The sequence below is a fragment of the Fluviicola sp. genome (genome assembly GCF_039596355.1).
Taxonomy (GTDB): domain Bacteria; phylum Bacteroidota; class Bacteroidia; order Flavobacteriales_D; family Crocinitomicaceae; genus Fluviicola.
In genome coordinates this window covers 38,868-58,681 of record NZ_JBCNJW010000012.1, presented here as the reverse complement: position 1 = coordinate 58,681, position 19,814 = coordinate 38,868, and the positions used below count along the sequence as shown (strand labels likewise).

At 43.5% G+C, this 19,814-nt stretch carries 12 protein-coding genes; 8 read left to right on the top strand and 4 right to left on the bottom strand.

Annotated elements, in window-relative coordinates; genetic code table 11:
* Positions 1-31 precede the first annotated feature (31 nt).
* The 3 genes from ABDV94_RS17820 to ABDV94_RS17810 form a co-directional block, all read right to left on the bottom strand.
* The gene (locus ABDV94_RS17820; protein WP_343748570.1) at positions 32-2,437 is read right to left on the bottom strand and encodes a 3-hydroxyacyl-CoA dehydrogenase/enoyl-CoA hydratase family protein; all 2,406 of its coding nucleotides are present in this window, start codon (positions 2,435-2,437) and stop codon (positions 32-34) included.
* A 142-nt stretch (positions 2,438-2,579) separates the two neighbouring features.
* Positions 2,580-2,960 carry a MarR family transcriptional regulator gene (locus ABDV94_RS17815; RefSeq protein ID WP_343748569.1) on the bottom strand — a complete coding sequence of 127 codons (381 nt, stop codon included), beginning with the start codon at positions 2,958-2,960 and terminating at the stop codon, positions 2,580-2,582.
* 333 nt (positions 2,961-3,293) lie between these two features.
* On the bottom strand, positions 3,294-3,770 hold the full coding sequence (locus ABDV94_RS17810; protein WP_343748568.1) for a hypothetical protein: 477 nt from the start codon (positions 3,768-3,770) through the stop codon (positions 3,294-3,296).
* A 121-nt stretch (positions 3,771-3,891) separates the two neighbouring features.
* Here ABDV94_RS17810 and ABDV94_RS17805 point away from each other — a divergent pair, with 121 nt between their 5' ends.
* The 8 genes from ABDV94_RS17805 (at position 3,892) to ABDV94_RS17770 (ending at position 14,574) form a co-directional block, all read left to right on the top strand.
* Positions 3,892-4,566: a DUF2461 domain-containing protein gene (locus ABDV94_RS17805; RefSeq protein ID WP_343748567.1), complete on the top strand. Its 675-nt coding sequence runs from the start codon at positions 3,892-3,894 to the stop codon at positions 4,564-4,566.
* Entirely contained in the window at positions 4,563-6,695 is a 2,133-nt protein-coding gene (locus ABDV94_RS17800) for a DPP IV N-terminal domain-containing protein (protein ID WP_343748566.1), read from the top strand. Before ABDV94_RS17805 ends, ABDV94_RS17800 begins: the two co-directional genes overlap by 4 nt.
* Before the next feature lie 90 nt (positions 6,696-6,785).
* Positions 6,786-7,829 (top strand): Fic family protein, encoded by a 1,044-nt coding sequence (locus ABDV94_RS17795; RefSeq protein WP_343748565.1) that lies wholly within the window; start codon positions 6,786-6,788, stop codon positions 7,827-7,829.
* Positions 7,830-7,926: 97 nt separating this feature from the next.
* Positions 7,927-10,017: a thiamine pyrophosphate-dependent enzyme gene (locus ABDV94_RS17790; RefSeq protein WP_343748564.1), complete on the top strand. Its 2,091-nt coding sequence runs from the start codon at positions 7,927-7,929 to the stop codon at positions 10,015-10,017.
* An 89-nt stretch (positions 10,018-10,106) separates the two neighbouring features.
* Complete coding sequence (locus tag ABDV94_RS17785; RefSeq protein ID WP_343748563.1) at positions 10,107-10,679, top strand: hypothetical protein; 573 nt, start codon at positions 10,107-10,109, stop codon at positions 10,677-10,679.
* A gap of 89 nt (positions 10,680-10,768) precedes the next feature.
* The gene (locus ABDV94_RS17780; RefSeq protein ID WP_343748562.1) at positions 10,769-11,692 is read left to right on the top strand and encodes an LpxD N-terminal domain-containing protein; all 924 of its coding nucleotides are present in this window, start codon (positions 10,769-10,771) and stop codon (positions 11,690-11,692) included.
* Between the two features lie 4 nt (positions 11,693-11,696).
* Positions 11,697-12,944 carry a PP2C family protein-serine/threonine phosphatase gene (locus ABDV94_RS17775; protein WP_343748561.1) on the top strand — a complete coding sequence of 416 codons (1,248 nt, stop codon included), beginning with the start codon at positions 11,697-11,699 and terminating at the stop codon, positions 12,942-12,944.
* 37 nt (positions 12,945-12,981) lie between these two features.
* Positions 12,982-14,574 carry a hypothetical protein gene (locus tag ABDV94_RS17770; protein ID WP_343748560.1) on the top strand — a complete coding sequence of 531 codons (1,593 nt, stop codon included), beginning with the start codon at positions 12,982-12,984 and terminating at the stop codon, positions 14,572-14,574.
* Positions 14,575-14,627: 53 nt separating this feature from the next.
* Here the strand turns inward: ABDV94_RS17770 and ABDV94_RS17765 are convergent, their stop codons facing one another.
* Complete coding sequence (locus ABDV94_RS17765) at positions 14,628-19,811, bottom strand: C25 family cysteine peptidase (RefSeq protein WP_343748559.1); 5,184 nt, start codon at positions 19,809-19,811, stop codon at positions 14,628-14,630.
* Positions 19,812-19,814: the final 3 nt, after the last annotated feature.

Here is a 19,814-nt window from a genome sequence, read left to right as displayed (position 1 = left end):
GTCTATTGTCCCTCGTCTGAAGTCTATTGTCTTAATTTCTCAAAATTTTCCCGGATTTCACCAAACTTTCCAAACGCTCAAGTGTTTTGCGTTGCTGACAAAGTTCCACGAATGCTTTTCGTTCCAAATCCAATAGGTATTGTTCCGAAACAACCGTGTTTTCACTCAAATCACCTCCACACATCACCCAGCCGAGTTTTTCGGAAATCACCTGATCGTGTTCCGACATGTAGTGTCCGGATTTCATGGAGTTTGCTCCAACGTAAATAATTCCGAGACCTTCCTGACCGAGAACAGTGATGTTTTTCTCTCTCTTCGGTGCGATGTAGCCTTTTTCGGCCAATTCAAGTGCTGCGGCTTTTGCCTGTGTCAATTGATATTCTCTTGAAACGACCACCTCATCCGTTCCGGGACGCAGGTAACCTAAATCAAAGGCTTCATATGCAGAAGTGGAAACTTTTGCCTGTCCGATGGAAAGGAAGCGTTCGCGCAGACGATTGATTTTGATGTCTCCGTCTCTCAGTTCGTCTGAGAATCGTTTTGCGAATTCCTTGGATCCGCCTCCGCCCGGGATCAATCCGACACCGAATTCAACCAGTCCCATGTACAATTCTGCGTGAGCAACGACTTTATCGGAGTGCATAGATAATTCACATCCTCCACCAAGTGCCATGTTGTGTGGAGCCGCGATTACCGGGATGTTTGAATAGCGGATGCGCATCATCGTGTCCTGGAATGATTTCACGGCGAAATTCAATTCATCGTAATCCTGTTCCGCAGCCATCATGAAGATCATTCCGACGTTTGCTCCGGCAGAGAAGTTTCCGCCGGTATTGGAAATAACCAATCCTTTGTAATCCTTTTCAGCCAGGTCGATTGCTTTGTTGATTCCTTCGATCACCCCACCACCGATGGTGTTCATTTTGGTGTGGAATTCCAGGTTCAGGACTCCGTCTCCCAAATCTACCAGTGTGGTGTCTGAATTCCCCCAAACTTTGTTGGTTTCACGTAAAGCATCCAGAATTACCAGGTTTTCTGTTCCCGGAATGACTTTGTATGATTTGGAAGCTATGTCGTAGAAGTACTTTTTACCTCCTTCCGATTTGTAGAATGAATTGTTCCCGGCAGCAACGAGTTCTTTGACCCAATCGGCTACGGTGTAACCTTCGCTTTCCGCTAATTCGATTCCTTTTTTCACTCCGACCAAATCCCAGTTTTCAAACGGACCATATGTCCAGGCGTAACCCGAACGAATGGCATCGTCAATGCTGAAAAGCACATCTGAAATTTCCGGAACGCGTTGAGAAACATAGGCAAATAACGACGCGTAGTGTTTTCTTAACAGGTCGCCGGCTTTGGTTTTGTCCAGCAGCAACATGCCCAAACGTGTTTTTAAATCCGGAGCCTGTTTCGCCATTTCGATTACAGGAAGCTTGGCTCTCTGCATCGGACGGTATTCCAACGTTTCCAGGTCTAATGCAAATCGGTTGGTTGCACCGGATGCATCTTTCTCTTTGTAATAGAATCCTTTTTTGGTTTTATCTCCGAGGAATTTATGTTCGATCAGGAAGTTTAATACTTTCGAATCTTTGATGTCTTTGACCATTTGGTCGTTCGGCAGGTTTGCCTGCAGACCTTTCGTAACGTTGTAAGCGGTATCCAAACCTACCAAATCGGAGAGTTTGAAGGTTCCGGTTTTAGGTCGTTCCAGGATTGCTCCGGTCAATAAATCCGCTTCTTCGATGGTCAAACCAAGATCCTGAGCTAATTCCATGACTTTCCCCATGGAGTAAACACCAACACGGTTTCCGATGAATCCGGGAGTGTCTTTACACAAAACCGTTTTCTTACCCAAAATTTTGGAGCCGAAAGACATATAGAAATCGATGATTTCCGGAGCGGTTTCGTTTGTTGGGATGATTTCCAGTAAAGGAAGGTATCTTGGCGGATTGAAGAAATGGGTTCCGGCAAAGTGTTTTTTGAAATCATCTGATCTGCCGTCGAGCATCAGGTGAATGGGAATCCCGGACGTGTTGGATGAAATCAATGTTCCCGGTTTTCTGAATTTTTCCACATGTTCAAACACTTGCTGCTTGATGTCGAGGCGTTCGATTACCACTTCGATGATCCAGTCTACATTGGCAATTTTTGCCATGTCGTCTTCGAAATTCCCTGTTTGGATCCGGGATGCGAATGATTTTCTGTAGATCGGGGAAGGTGCAGATGTCAAAGCGAATTGCAATGCTTCGTTGACGATGCGGTTTCTGACAGCTTTACTCTCCAGTGTCAGACCTTTTGCTTTTTCAGCATCGTTGGGCTCTTTCGGCAGGATGTCAAGCAATAACACTTCGCATCCTACATTGGCAAAGTGGCAGGCGATTCTGGATCCCATGACTCCTGATCCCAAAACGGCCACTTTCTTGATGTGTCTATTCATAATCGGTTCTTTTTATTGATTCTGCCGTGATCCGTTTTTGTATTTATTTCACGGCAATTCGTTATTAACTGTTTGTTTCTGGTCGAAAATTTTCTTAGTACTGCACTAACGTTTGTTCTTTAATCGAAAGCTGCGCTTTCTCTTACTCCGACGGATTTGATTCTTCCTCATCCATAAGCTCCTGGATTTGGTTGATCACAGATTCGAAAATCTCAATGTGTTCTTTCGGAATGCGTTCAATGACTTTGTTATTGAATTCAAAAACAACGTCGCGGGCAATGTAGCGGGCCTTTAATCCTTCTTCCGTTAAGAAAATGCGTACGATCCGCTTGTCGAGTTTGTCTTCCTCCCGGCGAATGAATCCTTTTTCTTCCATGGTTTTGAGGGTTCTTGAAAGGCTGGTTGGTTCCATTCCCATTCTTGGACCCAGCTGCGTGCTTGGAGTTCCCTCTTTATCGATGTGCAGAAGGATAAAGCCGACAGACATACTGATCCCGTAGCTGTTTGCTCGCTGGTTATACATGCGTGACATTTTGTGCCACGTTAATCGAACATCTAAGTCGATTAAATATTGGGGCTTATTTTGCATATGATGACTCTTGTCACGAATGTACAAAATAATATTATGTATGCATAATAAAAAATGGATTTTTTTTCAGTGATTGACTGAGGGTCGGGATGTGGATGGGAGGTTTTGTTAAATGTACTAAACTTTTTTGAATTCTCAAGCTAAATGATTGATTCGCAGGCTTGAATTATATCGCGCGATTGTTTGGGCGAAAACATAAAAAATCCGGATGCTTTTGAGGTACACCCGGATTTTGTCGGTTCGTTTTACGATATATTGAAGATTGTTTTAATCCAAAGATCTGGAAAGAAGTGAAATCATTGCCAGGATTACGATGAACAATTGTGTTGCTGTTTCATCGTCAAGTGTAACTCCTTCTGCGTCTTCCATGCCGATTTCCATTGCCATGAACTTCACCAGGTCAGGCTGGTCGGAGAATTCTTCCAGGATGCTTTCGTCTTCTGTTTCGAAGTACTCGTCCAGTAATTGAAAGTATGGTTCTTCAAATTCGTCGATCATTTCGTCTGAAACGCTCTTCGGGTGCAGCTCCGCCAGGGAAAATGCTTCCAGAACCACTGTGAAGTAATAAATCAGCAGGCTTTCCAATCCTTCGTTCTGGTATTCCTGGGCTGCCGACATGATGTAACCCAAAAGAACAGGTTGTGCCGTTGTTTGTGCTTCGGATAATCTGTCCAATGCGTTGTCGTCTAAGCTGTCCACTTTTTGGATTGCAGCTTCAATGTGTCCGATAGAGACTTGTGCCATGCTTTTAAATTGTTTGATACAAATGTAATTTAATCTGGTGAATTTGCCGGTATTAATCGGGGCAATGAAGATCGGTAAAAATCAACAAGTTTGTGAATCGGATTAATACTATCTTTGAGTCATGGCACATTTTACAAAAGACTATCTCGATTTTTTCATCGAATTAGCGGCGAACAATCACAAAGAGTGGTTTGATTCGAACAGAAAGCGCTATGAAACTTCCGTAAAGAAGCCCTTTGCTGATTTTGTTCAGACGTTCATCAATCATTTGGCACAGTCGTATCCTGTTTTCAAGGATTTGACAGCATCCGAATGCATTTTCAGAATTAACAGGGATATCCGTTTTTCCAAGGATAAAACACCGTATAAGCTATTGTGTTCGGCGGTTGTGGCTCCAAGTGGAAAAAAGTCGAAAAGCATTCATGGCGTGTATTTTGAATTCGGACCTGAAGCGGTGCGCGTTTACGGTGGAATTTACGAGATTGAGAAAGATGATTTGTATGCCGTTCGTGAAGGAATTGCGCAGAATCAAAAAGAATTTGAAAGTTTGATTTCGGATAAGAATTTTGTGGATGTCTTCGGGGAAGTTCGTGGAGAACGAAACAAAATCGCTCCGAAAGAATTCAAGGAAGCGGCAGAAAAACAACCTTATATTTTAAACAAGCAGTGGTATTTCATGACGGAGTTTGATTCCGACCTGATTTTACAGGATTACCTGCTGGAGACAATCGATAGTTGTTTCCGTGCGGGATTACCACTCGAAACATTTTTCAATAAATTCATTCAAAGACCATGAAGAAGTATTTCGGACTTTTCGTCTTTTTCATTGCGGGAGTTTTCTCCTTCGCACAAAAAAAACAATTAACGCTTTCTGATGCCGTTCTTCAGCAGAACAGAGCTTTCAGAGATGAGCAATTCAATGCTTTTACCTGGATTCCGGGAACGGATTCATATGTTTACCTGAGTAACAATTATCAGGTCATGTATCAGGGATCGGTCAAAAAAACGGATCCTGAGAAGCTTCTATCGATTCAGGATGCCAATACTGCTTTGGGTGCTCAGTTGTATAACTTTTACGGGTTTTCATTCCGAAATGCAGATGAGTTGGTATTGACAGATGGGAATAACTACTACAGCTATAACTTGAAAACAAAAGCTGGAAGTAAGTTGGTTTCTGTTCCGGAAGAAGGTGCAAATGCCGAGTATGAAATGACATCTGGAAATACGGCTTATACGGTAGAAAACAATTTGTGGATCATTAATGCAAAAGGAGAAAAAATCGCTGTAACAAGTAATACGGATAAAAACATTGTTTCGGGACAGACTTACGCCAGGAGTGAATTCGGAATTACAGACGGGATTTTTTGGTCGGGGAAAGGAAGTTTCCTGGCATTTTACCAAAAAGACGAATCAGAAGTAAAGGAATACCCGCTTGTTGACATTACGAAAATACCGGCTGAATTGATGAATATCAAATACCCGATGGCTGGTCAGGGTTCTGAAAAACCGAAAGTGGGGATTTACTCGGTTGCTGCCGGGAAAACAGTTTACATTTCGCCGAAGGGAGCAAAAGACAGTTATTTGACCAATTTGAGCTGGACACCGGATGAAAATTTTGTGTTGATTGCGGAAGTGAACCGCGAACAGAATCATATGTGGTTGAATGTGTATGAAGCGAAGACAGGAAATTTTGTACGGACGCTTTTGGAAGAGCAAAATGAAAAATGGGTAGAGCCGGAACATCCTGCGTTTTTCCCGATGCCTGGTTCAACGAATTTTGTTTGGATTTCGGAGCGGGACGGATTCAATAATTTGTATTACTACTCCATTGACGGTAAGTTGATCAAGCAGTTGACCAGCAATAAATTTGTGGTGAAGGAAATTTTACAAACCGTGAATAAAGGAAAGGAAATCATTTTTGCTGCAACGGGAACCAGTCCGTTGAACACCCTTTATTATGCAGTTGATTTAAACGGAAAGCAACGCTGTCTGACTCTAGAAGAAGGAACGCATACCGTTGCGTTTAATGATGCCGGAACAAACTTCATTGATTCGTATTCTTCTCATTCCGTGCCTGGAAAAGTGGAATTGAAAACAGGAAGTGGTAAGCTTACCAAAACATTACTGACCGCGAAAAACAAACTGGCCGACATCGCAATTGGAACAGCAGATATAGGTCAGATCAAAGGGGAAGATGGTTCGGTATTATATACTCGTTTGATTAAACCGAGCAATTTCGATCCGAACAAAAAATACCCTGTCATGGTGTATGTTTACGGAGGTCCACATGCTCAGATGATTACCAATTCCTGGCTCGACGGTGCAAACCTCTGGATGTATTGGATGGCAGAGCAGGGGTATTTAGTGTTTACTTTAGATAACCGGGGATCAGGAGAGCGCGGTTTTGCATTTGAGAGTCAAATCCACCGGCAATTGGGAACCGTAGAAATCAGTGATCAGATGAAAGGAATCGATTACCTGAAATCTCTTCCATATGTAGATGCATCCAGATTTGCTGTTCACGGTTGGTCGTTTGGCGGGTTTATGACAACTTCGTTGATGCTGAAGCAAGCAGAAACCTTTAAGGTGGGGGTTGCAGGTGGTCCTGTTACCGATTGGAAATACTATGAAGTGATGTACGGAGAGCGTTATATGGATCGCCCGGAAGAAAACCAGAAAGGATATGAAGAAGCCTCTTTATTTACGCATGCCAATAAATTGAAAGGAGACTTGTTATTGATCCATGGAACGGTTGACGACGTCGTTGTGCCGCAACATAATGATGCATTACTTAAAAGATTTATCGAACTTGGAATTCAGATAGACTTTTTCCACTATCCGATGCATAAACACAATGTTATTGGAAAAGACCGGGTGCATTTGATGCAGAAAGTTTTAGATTACATTATAGAGCACAATAAGTAACACAGAGAAAGAGAAGATGTTAAATCTTCTCTTTTTTTTGGAAAAACCAAAAAACATGACTAAATTAGTCATGAAAATGTAAGTCAAGAAATGAAAACCATTATTCGGGAAGCAAGAAAAAAGAAAGGCATGCGCTCGCGTGAGCTGGCCAACTTGCTGGGAATTGATCAGTCATTGATTAGTAAGTTCGAAAATGGAAAAAGGATTCCAACCGAATCACAAATCATAGAAATAGCCAATATCCTTTCAATTGATTTGAATCAATTGGTGAAAGCCTGGTTGAAAGAAAAAGTATTGTTGGAAGTGAAGCAGTATGCCTTTGCCGATGAGGTATTAGGAATGGTTCAGGAAGAACTGGCAAGTTATTACCCTAAAAGAGAATTTGAAGACCAGGCTGTCGAAAAAATACTCGGAGACATCGATAAGCTCAAACTTGAGCTGGATAATATCCGCTCATTTGAGAATCATCGGATTACAGAAGCTCTGGAATTGGAGTACACTTTTGAAAGCAACCGGATCGAAGGAAATACCCTTACGCTCCGTGAAACAGATTTGGTCGTCAATCGTGGATTGACTATTTCAGGGAAAAGCATGAGAGAACACCTGGAGGCAATTAACCATGGAGATGCGATCCATTACATGAAAGACCTGGTGGCAAAAGAATCCGTCATTACAAGACGAGAGCTTTTGGCTATACATAATCTGATACTTCGGGGAATAAACCCGGAAGAAGCCGGGAAATTTCGTCGTGTCCAGGTGATGATACAAGGGAGCGCCCATTTGCCTCCGGCTCCATATTTGGTGGAAAAACAAATGGAAGACTATTTCATTTGGTATGAACGGAACAGAACCTTACTGCATCCTGTGGTGTTGGCAGCTGAAATGCACGAGCGTTTAGTTACGATTCATCCTTTTATTGATGGAAACGGACGAACTTCCCGTTTGATTATGAATATGATTCTGCTTCAGAACGGGCTTGTGATAGCAAATATTAAAGGAGATAATCCTTCCAGGTTTTCCTATTATGAGGCACTGGATGATGTACAGACATCCGGTAAGAAAGACTCTTTCATTCGTTTTGTTGCAGAGATCGAAAAGCAAAGTCTTGAAAGGTACTTATCCATTTTGAAGTAAGATAACGCAAAAATTCACAAAAAATCGCGCCGAATATTCCTTATTTATTCGGCGCTTTTACTTTTTGAATCTTATCTTTGTTGGAAAAACATTCCAAATGTCAGATATTCTTTCAAAGACAAAAGAATCTACTACACGTACAAGCAAAGACGTTTTCCTGAAAGCATTTAGTTTGATGGCTACAGCGAAAACATTAGCGGAGAAATACGAAGCGAATAAAGAAGTTACAGCGAAATATGTCCATGCAACTTCCAGAGGACATGAAGCTATTCAGCTAGCTGTAGGATTGCAGTTGAAGCCGCAGGATTGGGTTTCTCCTTATTACCGCGATGATAGTATTCTTTTGGGGATCGGGATGACTCCTTACGAGTTGATGCTCCAGGTTTTTGCAAAGAAAGATGACCCGTTTTCAGGAGGTAGAACCTATTATTCGCACCCGTCTCTGAAACGTGATGACATGCCTAAAATACCACATCAGTCTTCCGCCACCGGGATGCAGGCCATTCCGACGACGGGAATTGCGATGGGAATTCAATACAAAGAGAAACTGGGACTTTCAGAAGATTTCAATGGAGAAAATCCAATCGTGGTTTGTTCTTTGGGAGATGCTTCCTGTACGGAAGGGGAAGTTTCAGAAGCGTTTCAAATGGCTGCTTTGAAGCAGTTCCCGATTGTTTACCTGGTTCAGGACAATGGCTGGGATATTTCTGCAAATGCGGCTGAAACGAGAGCACAGGATATCAGTTATTATGCCCAGGGATTTAAAGGCATTGAAGTGCGCACGATTGATGGAAGTGATTTTGATCTTTCCTACCAAACGGTGCAGGAAGTATTTGATATTGTCCGCAAAGAAAGAAGACCTTTTATTATTCATGCGAAGGTGCCGCTTTTGGGACATCATACTTCAGGAGTGAGAAAAGAATGGTATCGTGATGATTTGGAAGAAGCTGCAACCAGAGATCCGTACCCGAAATTGAAAGAAATTATCCGCGAGCTGGAAGGTGAAGCGGATGTAATCAATATAGAATCTGAAGCGCGAAAATTGGTTGATGCCGATTACGAACGTGCTTTGAACGCGGAAGAACCAACTCCTGCAAGTGTAACGGATTTTATTTTCGCCCCGACTCCTGTAACAGAAGAAGTAGGCGAGCGCGAACCATCCGGGAAGAAAAAAACAGTGATGGTGGACAGCGCTTTATTTGCTGTTCGTGAAATCATGTCGAAACACCCGGAAGCATTGCTTTACGGACAAGATGTGGGGGGAAGACTTGGAGGTGTTTTCAGAGAGGCGGCTACGTTAGCTCAAACTTTCGGGGACGAGCGCGTATTCAACACTCCGATCCAGGAGGCATTTATTATCGGTTCAACTGTCGGGATGTCTGCTGTTGGACTGAAACCATTCGTTGAAGTTCAATTTGCCGATTACATCTGGCCGGGACTGAATCAGTTGTTTACGGAAGTATCACGATCAAATTACCTGTCAAACGGAAAATGGCCGGTGAGTTGTGTGATCCGCGTTCCGATCGGGGCATATGGCTCCGGTGGTCCTTATCACTCTTCGAGTGTGGAATCTGTTTTGGCTAACATCCGCGGAATCAAAGTGGTGTACCCGTCAACAGGTGCCGATCTGAAAGGTTTGTTGAAAGCTGCTTATTACGATCCGAATCCGGTAGTAATTTTGGAGCACAAAGGATTGTACTGGTCAAAAATCCCTGGAACGGAAGGTGCGATGTCTATCGAGCCGGATGAAAATTACATGATTCCTATCGGTAAGGCACGTATTGTACAGGAAGCTTCTGATGCAGCTGTCGAAAAAGGAGAATCTTGTGTGGTTGTAACTTATGGAAGAGGCGTTTACTGGACTTTAGAAGCTGCCAAGCAGTTTGAAGGCCAGGTAGAGGTTTTGGATCTGCGTTCGATTAATCCGTTGGATATGGAGGCTGTTTCCGCATCTGTTCAAAAACACGGAAAAGTATTGCTGGTAACTGAAGAATCAATCGAAGCATCTTTCACGCTTGGTTTGGCCGGACGTATTCAGCGGGACTGCTTTACTCATCTGGATGCTCCGATTGAAATCGTTGGCGCGATTGATACACCTGCCATTCCATTGAACTCCATCCTGGAAGCAGAATTGTTGCCGAATGCCGAAAAGGTAAAAACAGCATTGGAAAAATTAATAAACTACTAAAATAATTGATGAGTCAAGACCTTCCACCTAGAGTACGAACCATGCTCGACCGAATTCAGCTGATCAAATCTGATCTGTCTGAAGTTAAAATGTCTATATCACTTGATGGGGCGATCCGCACTTTGCCGGAAACAACGGCTTTGAAGGAATCGCTGACCTCGGAGGATACGAAACGATTGTTGCAGGCACTTCATCAGGCATTTGCTCAAAAAGACCTGACGAAAGTGAGTGCTTTGTATTCGTATACAGCATTGTTTTCGGATGAACAACGCGCAGAGATTCGCCAGGAAATCATCCAGGAGTTTAAAGATTATTTGAATTCCCTGCGAAACGAAACGGAAATATCAGAAATGTTTCTGCATGCCGGATTTGCGGCTATGATGCATCAGTTGAATGATACTGACCTGATCAATGCCCAGTTCAAATTGTTCGAAAGATACTACCTGGATCCGGAAAGCGGTTCTTCCGGCCGACGTATTGCAGGAATTCAGAAGAATCTGCCGTTGAACAGCGATCAGAAGGAAAAACTGAATAACTACCTGCGCCAGTTGCGTGCGGAAAACGACAAGGAGGAAAAGAAAGACAATACCAAAACAATTATCATAGTTGTGCTCATGGTTACTTTGTTTCTAATCCGTTTTGCGCTTCGGATGTCCCGGTAACTGACTTGTAAACAATCCCGGTTTTATAAGTAATTGAACATTCCCCGAAAGGAATGGCAATAGGTCTTACTTTTATATTGAGTAAGTCTATGAAAATCGGAAATATACATACAGTAGGCGCAATCGCGCAGTTTTTGGGGCGAAGTGTCGTCGGAGATGAGTCTTTGATCGTTACCGGAATCAATGAAATTCACCGCGTAGAACCGGGAGATTTGGTTTTTGTGGATCATCCGAAATATTACGATAAAGCACTGAACTCAGCGGCAACGTTTATTTTGATCGACAAAGAAGTGGCTGTTCCGGAAGGAAAAGCGCTGATCATTTCACCGGAACCATTTGATGATTACAACAAACTGACGCGGAAATTTGCACCGTACAGACCTCAAATGTCTATGACCGGTGAGAATTGCCGGATTGCGGATTCTGCGCATCTTTCTCCCAATTGTTTCATTGGTCATGATGTCATTATCGGTGAAAATGTGATCGTTCATCCCGGAGCATATATCGGAGACGGAACGGTGATTGAAGAAAATGTGATCATCGGCCCGAATGCTGTGATCGGACATTATGCCTTTTATTTCAAGAAAAAACCTTCCGGATATGACCGTATGCATAGTTGTGGATTTGTCTATATCGAGCGGAATGTGGAAATCGGTGCGAATACGACCATTGATGCTGGAGTTAGCGCCATAACACGGATAGGAGAAGGAACAAAAATCGATAATTTGGTTCAGATCGGACACGACACGATTGTGGGGAAAAACTGTTTGTTTGCTTCCCAGGTCGGAATTGCCGGTTGCTGCAATATTGGGAATAATGTGACGATTTGGGGACAGGTAGGCTGTGCTTCCGGTTTAACGATCGGAGACGGAGCTGTTGTCCTGGCTCAATCCGGGATTGCCAAATCACTGGAAGGCGGAAAAGTTTATTTCGGAAGTCCTTGTGATGAGTCCAAAACAAAAATGAAAGAATTATTCGTCTTGAAACGTCTTTCGGAAAGCGGAGGGAAATAACAACATGGAAGTCGAGACTCGCATAGCAAACCTGGAGTCGCAAATTGAGTCGGGTGAATTCCGGCTTAATTCATTACTCGAATTGACGCGCGCAATTGCCACCAATCAAAGTGTGGATCAACTTGTGCGTTTGTTTGAGTTTGTGATGCGCGAACAGCTTGGCTATGATCGTTTTCTGCTTTTCAATAAAGAAAATACCTGGAGTCCACTGCTGAAAGTGGGGCTGAAAAGCAAAGTCAAAGAAATTTCCGTCGAAAAAGAACTCTACCGTTTTCGTGATATTACGGTCATTGAATCAAGTCATTCGGCGATTCTGAATGAATTTGACATCATTGTTCCCGTTTTTCACAAGGACAAACCGCTGGCTTACCTGCTGATTGCGGGGGTGGAAGAGAGCGGCGTGAAAAAACACGATACGATTGCCGATATGCATTTTTTGCAGACGCTGACCAATATGGTGGTCATGGCAATTGAGAATAAGCGCATGGCGCGGGAAGAACTCAAGCGGGAGCGCCTGAAAAAAGAGCTGGAAGTTGCCTCCGAAATGCAAAAACTGTTGTTTCCTTCAGATTTGCCGTCCAACAAACAAATGGACATTTCTGCAAAATACATTCCGCGGCACGAAGTAGGAGGAGACTACTACGATTTCATCCCCTTGGGAGCCAATAAATACGTGATTTGCATTGCAGACGTCAGCGGAAAAGGAATTAGTGCGGCGATGCTGATGGCCAATTTTCAGGCCACCATCCGGACGTTTTATTCAACGGTGTATCAAATCCGTCCTTTTTCATTGGAATTCCTGATTGAAGAACTCAATAAAAAAGTAATGACCAGTGCAAAAGGAGAAAAGTTCATCACGTTCTTCATTGCGGAGTACGATGCGGCTTCGCGGGAGCTGACCTATGTGAATGCCGGTCACAATCAGCCGATCATAACCAATGGGAAAGAGCAGAAACTGTTAGACATCGGTTGTGTAGGTTTGGGAATGTTCGACGAGATGCCTTTTATCCAGGTAGGGAAAGAAATCCTGAAACCGAACACCACCCTGATTTTGTATACAGATGGAGTAGTGGAGCTCGAAGACGAAAGGAATTGTCATTTCGAACTGGAACGCCTGATCAAAATCTACCACAATTTCTACCGCCTGAGCATGGAGGATATGAATAATATCGTGTTTTCCAAGCTGGATGAGTGGCGTGGAAACCGAAAACTGATTGACGATACTGCGATTTTTTCCTGCCGGTTCTTTTAGCACTTTTGCTACATTTACGCAAAAAATAATAGAACTTATGAAATTAATCAATTTAACACTCCTCTTCCTATTGGGAAGTTTCTGCTTGTTTGCACAAGATGATGAAATGGAACGGTCGTCTGAGGTTAAGATCACCAAAAGCGAGGCTTATCCTGTTGTTAATGCGTATTCTAAAATGTACTTCCCGATTGACGATCAGAATGTACTTGCAGTAAAAATCCAGGGAAAAAAGCAAAACAAATTTGTTTTTCAGGTTTTTTCAGGAAAAAATCTGAACTTGAAAAGCTCCAAAACAGAGTTGAAGGAAGAAAAAGGATTCAACTTTGAATACATCATCCGCCTGAAGGACAAATTGTATTTCTTCTATTCGATTTACGACAAGGCCAATACAACGGAACAGCTTTTCGCACAAAGTATTCATGTGAGCGAAGGTGGATTTGACAGCGAGCCTAAATTGTTGGTGTCTGTTCCGAAGAAAGTGAGCGGGTCATTTTATTACCGGTATGCGGCTCAGGGTAAATTCAGCATCGATGTTTCCAGTGACAAAGAAACATTTGTGATCAAATACCGGCATAATCCGGAAGAAAAAGACGATTCCAAAAACAACGATATTATCGGGTTACAGGTTTTTGACCAGAATCTGGAAAAAGTATGGGGGAATGACTTTGAGATGCCCTATACCGAAAGTATGATGGATAATCTGGATTTTACAGTTGATTCTCAGGGGAACGGGTATTTCCTCATCAAAAAATACCGGGAAGAGCAAAATCGTAAAAACCGTGAACATGCAGATAATCAGTCACTGGCGATTCTAATTGCAAATTCAGATGGAAACATCAACGAAGTGGAATTTAACCTGGGCGAATACCTGACGGACCGTGTTTATATGAAGGAAAACAAAAGCGGGGATATCATCTGTGCAGGATATTACCGCAAGCCAAAATCGTATGGAATTGATGGGACTTTTGTTTCTATCCTTGATAAAAAAGGAAACTTGAGTACTCCGAAGTTCTATGAGTTTTCATTGGACTTTATCAAAAAATACCACCGGATTTCAGAACGGGGTAAAAAGAAAATGGAAAAGGCTGATGAAAATGACAAGCTTGCCTTGAATAATTTATCCATGCGAGGTGTGGAAATCCTGGCAGACGGAGGAATTGTGATTTCGGGAGAAATTTTCTATGTCACATGTACTACGGATTCCAAAGGAAATACGCGTTGTGTTAATCACTATGATGATGTAATTGTAGTAAAAATCAATGCAAACGGTGAATTGGGATGGATGCAGAAATTCCCGAAAAGATCCACTATGGAATCTTTCAGAATGATGACTTCTGAAAAATATACCTATATCTTATTCAGCGATAACCCGAAAAATGCAGATATTCCGGAAGATCAGGGACCTTACGCAAGTTTTGCGAAAGAGCGTTTTGTGATTGCTTACAGAACAGACAATGAAACAGGAGAACGAAAACACCTGGCTCTATTCGGGTACAAGAAAATTGACGGAACCCCGGTTTACCAGTATTCAATATATCGTGTAATCGGATTGACGGATAATTCGTTTGCCGTTGAAATGTACATCAAGCAAAAAAGCGACATGATGTTCAAGGTCGAATTTGAAGAATAAACAACGAAAAAGTTGGAATAAAAAAGCCGTTAGTCAAACTAACGGCTTTTTTATTATCTCATCAGATACATCTTTCCGAAATTCTTTTTGAAGTATTTGTCAGCCCCTGAGTCGCGGTGTTTGATGTCTTCTCCAAGGATTTTTGCTTTTACCTGGTAGAGGTACACACCGTTCGCCAACTGATCTCCGAACTCATCTCTTCCGTCCCATGCGTATTCCGTAATGTTTCTCCCGATTCGGATTACTCCGAGGTCATCTTCGGTAATTTCCCGGACAACCCGCCCGGATACAGTCATGATTTGAATAATAATGTCATCGGGAACCTCCGTACCGGTCAATGTGAATACGAAACGCGTACTCGTAGAGAATGGATTTGGATAGTTCATCATTTGTGTGATGGAAGATTCCCGGATTACCTCAAAATTCACTTTGTACTCATAATCTCCGGAAATATTTCCCGAACGGTCACTTCCCTGTACGAAAAGTTGGTAAACACCGTCTTGCAAAAACTCTTTCGGATATACAATCTTGAACTTCAGGTTTTGAGACGTTGCGGGATACCATTGAAGAATCGTATTTCCGGATCCGTCAATAAACGGAATGCGTTTTTGAACTCCGTCAGGACCTGTTAAGTAAATCCCGAAAAGCGTGGTGTCTGAAACATCATCCATGACCCAGTAAGGATTATCGTCTTTCAGTGTGATCAGGATTTCACTGGTCGGATCCACAATATCGCCGTTCAAAATGTGCAGCCCGTTGAATGTGACATCCAGGATCGGGTTTTTGTCGTCTTGTGCAATGTATACCGGAAGCTGCAAGATGTTATTGTAATGGTATTGTTCCAGCTGATCTGTCTGGACCTGCGATCCGCTGATGTATGGATTGACTTCCATCCAAAGGGTGTTGTATCCCGGGTTTCCGACCGAACTGAAATGGATCGTGTCTCTCAATGTTTGGCTTACCCGCAGAGAATCCTGTCTCGGATAAGGAATAATGTGCTGAATGTGTTGCTGGTTGTCGAGCCAGTAATTAATCAGTAGGGAATCCATTGGGAACTGGCTCACATTGACGACATCTACAGCGAAGGCATAACTTTGACCTTCGTGAATGGTATCTCCCGGCAGGGATGCGTAATACCCGTTGCTTCCGTCAATGGCTGCTTCCGGAACCGGTTGATAAAGGACGTGAATGCGGTCTATCTGAGCCGGAGTCAGGTTGGTTCTGTCAGAGTTCGTAATTCCAATGCGGATTCTTGGATACAGCGTAGCGTTCACCAGGTTTTGAAGGTTGATAATGGAATCATTCGGAGTGAAAACGGTGTCAATTGTTCCAACTTGCGTATTGGTTACGTCATACGTCTCAATGAAAATACGTACACTATCGGTAGAAGGCGATTCCAGTGAATCTCTTCTCCAGTACAAGGTCTCCCATTTAAATGCCGGTCCGATCTGTGGTGTTTTTTCCACACCAATATAAGAGGGCTTCAAGACATCGACATCAATTTTGATTTTCGGAACCCCGGCAGGAGTGTCATTAGTCACCTGGCTGTCAGTCCAGAACTTCACCTGATTCATAGCGGCTGTCCCTTTCTGGAAAAACAAAGCAAAAGGATCGTTCGGCTGCGAATTGGTTACGGTAGGGAATCCGAGATTCTGGAACATGGTAAATACATTTGCACTCCAGGAACTGAAATACGTTGTGAACGGAGAATACATCAGCACATAACTACTGTCGGGAATCCCGTTTTGGATCATGTTGATGAAGTTGTTCATTGATGCCGGACTCGTTTGGTCGAACGTGAAGTAATACTCGTAACGATCCCTGCATCCTTGTCCGCCGGCACTTCCCAAATTGTTCAGGTTTCCGAAGTTCATCGACGGATCGTTATTGCTACCGCCTCCACATCCGGGACAATGCGTTTTCCAGGCGTTTAAGGTAATATTGTCTACAACGGCAACATAGATATATGGATTGTAACCGCATGTTGCGTAGTCCATGATATTTTGATCGATCGTCCAGGAATTGAACAGTGATTCATACGCGTCAGATGTTTTCATCACCTGAATGCCTATTTTGTGCCAGTCATTCAAAATAAATTCCCGTTTTCGGAGATTCCTGTTGTAATTGATCCCCGAGAAAGAGTTGTTCTTGAACTGGAAGAAATGAGCTTGTCCCCAGCCCCATTTGTCCGGAATGTATTGAAAGGAAAATTCAGACCAGTTCGGAGCGCTGGTGTCAACAGAAACGCGCCAGAAATAAACAGTACTATCGGTACAAACCAACGGAAATGAACCGCCGCTTGCAGATAACCATTGATTCGGGTGTACTTGTTTTACACCTCCTAAACCGGTTACGCTGAATCGTCTCAGTTGCGGACTGTTGTATGTGTCTGTGGTGTCCAGCTCAAACAAATACGTATTCGTTGCTGCAATCGGGTTGATGGTGCTGGCTTTTACCGTTACGGTATCGTATGGAATAACCGCATAATTGTATGGCCAAACAGGAAGCATTCCGTCGATATTCAGGAAGAAATTGGCAGTGACCCGGTTATTGGAAATCTCTTCATATTCTTCCGGGTATACATTTGGAATATCAGCCGTAATGGTAAACGTGTTTACACCGGCGCTGATTGCCGCTTGAAGCGGGAACTTTTTAGTGATAATCGTATCGTAATTTAAGCGGGAAATAAACAAAGACTGAACAGAGTCTACGTTCGACCCCGGGAAGTCTCGTCTGATCTCTACATAAATTGGAGATTTGATCGATGTTCCCAGGTTTCTTACCGTAAAAGTCAGTGCGATGCTGTCAACACTTAGGTTGACGTTGTTCGGAGACAAACTCACACTGGAAGCTGGAATGTCGATTTCGGGTCCTTTGCTGTAATTGACTTTGAGCATCGGATCTCCGTGAAGCGTCATTTGCGTACAGGCAGATTCAAAGTAAACCGTGTTGGATGACATCCCGCTGTATTGTTGCTGCAGGTAGTATACGGTGTTTTGAATTTGTTTTGCAAACGTTTGTCCGTAACTTTTATAGGAAAACTCGCGGTACAATTCCGATGAATAAATGGCCAGAGGGGAATCGTAACCCACCGAAATAGTCGAAAGGAAAGCAATGGCTCCCTCGTTGGGGATATTGACGAAATTCTCCGAAGTGGAACTTCCCGTTTTGAAAATATTTCCGTTGTAACAGGAGTTTCCGATTACAATCGGGTATTTTCCGTGATTGTTCCAGTTGCTCGGATCATCGATGTTGATCTCAAATCCGTTATTGGAAGCTGCCGCGTGCCCGAAGAAGTTCATGATCGATACACCGTCTTCGATTTTTTGTGTAACGGTACTCACGACATTCGGATCAAGCGGGTTGCTCGATGTTTTGAAGTAATTGGTCACCTTTCCGGCAAAAATGGTGTCTTCCACAATGCCTTTCATGATATTCATATAGCCCTGAAACTGGGTTTGTTGCAGGGCATTGGATCCTCCCACAAAGTGCAGGAGTTGTTTTTGCCAGTTTTTCGTTTCCACAAAATTTATCCCGGGATTGTTCTGTGCGTCTTCGTACTCGGTAATCTTGGAAAGGTAATTTTCCAGTTCTGCGTTGGTTGTTACTGAAATTCGCCCGGTCGGAATTAACGGAGCCCAGGTATACTGAGTTGTTAACCCGGCAGTGGTAGCAATGTCACTGGAAGGATACCCCATCGGTGGGATCAGGCACTGTTCGCTTGCAGAAGGGCTGAATCGCGTTTCTCCGACTGAAATTCCTTTCCCGATCAGGAACAGACCTTCCGGTTTCGCTGCGCTGTTCATGTAGACGAAATGTGCAAATCGGCGAATGGCAACCGGGTGTTTGACAACTCCTCCTCCGAACTGTAAGTACAATTCCTCGATGTTTGCTTTCAGAACATTGTGCGCTCCTCCTGAAATCGAAGTCCGGTAGTTGCGGTAAGAATCCGTTCCGCTTGCAAGTGAAGGCGGGTAAATGAACAGCAGGGCCGAATCCAGGTTCATGGTGCTGAAATTCGTAAAAGTTCCCGATCCGTTAACAGCCTGCATCGTTCCGACCGGAAGCGCCGCATTTCTGTCCACAACCATTACTTCCGTTTCGTTGTTGGCCGGATGGTTCGGGATTATGAACTGGAGAATTCCACTGGAAACAACCGGGATTTCATATCGTGGAACCGAACCATAACTCAAAACCAGCGGAGCAGCTCCAGGATAGTTCGTTAAGTCAACACGACTTTTGACCGTGCCGTTTTGAACGAAAAAACGGTCAAATGCCTGGTTTCCGCTGTTCGGAAGTCTTGGATAGGAAAGAGAAGCATAAGTAAAAACCTGGCGGTCTACTGCGACATTCAAATCTGCAATGATGGTGTGGTGGATATTGGTAGTCCCGCTCGTTAAATCCGAAGCGTTGAAAACCGATGTGGTCTTAACCTGGCGGTAACCATGCAGGGTGGTGTCTTTAATCAAAACGTTTCCTGATCCTAAAGTCAGCCTGACATGGTGGTTGGGATCTGAGATGCTCGGCACGAGTGCGTTGGAATTGGTCGAAACCCGGCATTCCAGTGTTACAGGAGTTGCTCCCAACCCGGTATAAACCGATGGGGTGGGAAGTGGAATGTCTGCCGACACATTCGATGAAGTGGTTGCCAGTTCGGGATTTCCCCAGCCTTCTCCCGTAGAATAAATTGACCCGGAAGCTTCTTCTTCGACAAGTCCTTCACAATAAGTAGATGAGAAAGCAGATTGGTATTCGCATCTAACGAAAGAACTGGCAGCATAATTCCCGTAATTCTGATCGGGTTGAAGCACGAAACGCAGTCCGTTTCCTGCATTTTTCCAGGAAAAGAAGTAAGTAATGGTATCGTTGATAAGGCTGTATCCCGGGTTTGCCATGCTGTCCGGATGCGGATACATGACCGAATCCAGCCAGCCGTCGTTGCGGTACGCATAAAACAGGAAGTAATCTCCCGGATCGAACGAATTGTCACCGCCATCTACCATGTAGAGAGGCACTTCTTTGTCTTTTCCGAAAATTTGAAAGCTTGCCGGGGTAATGCCCGAAACAGAAACATTATTTGAATTCAGGGTGGCGTAGTCGATTTTATACAACCCGTTTTGTACCACTTTAAACCCGTAATACTTTTGGGAATAGTCAATCCATTCATTTCCATAAGGCTGACTCCACGCAAAAGTAATGGCAATAAGTGCAAGTAGTGTTAAGTAGAGTTTCTTCATAGG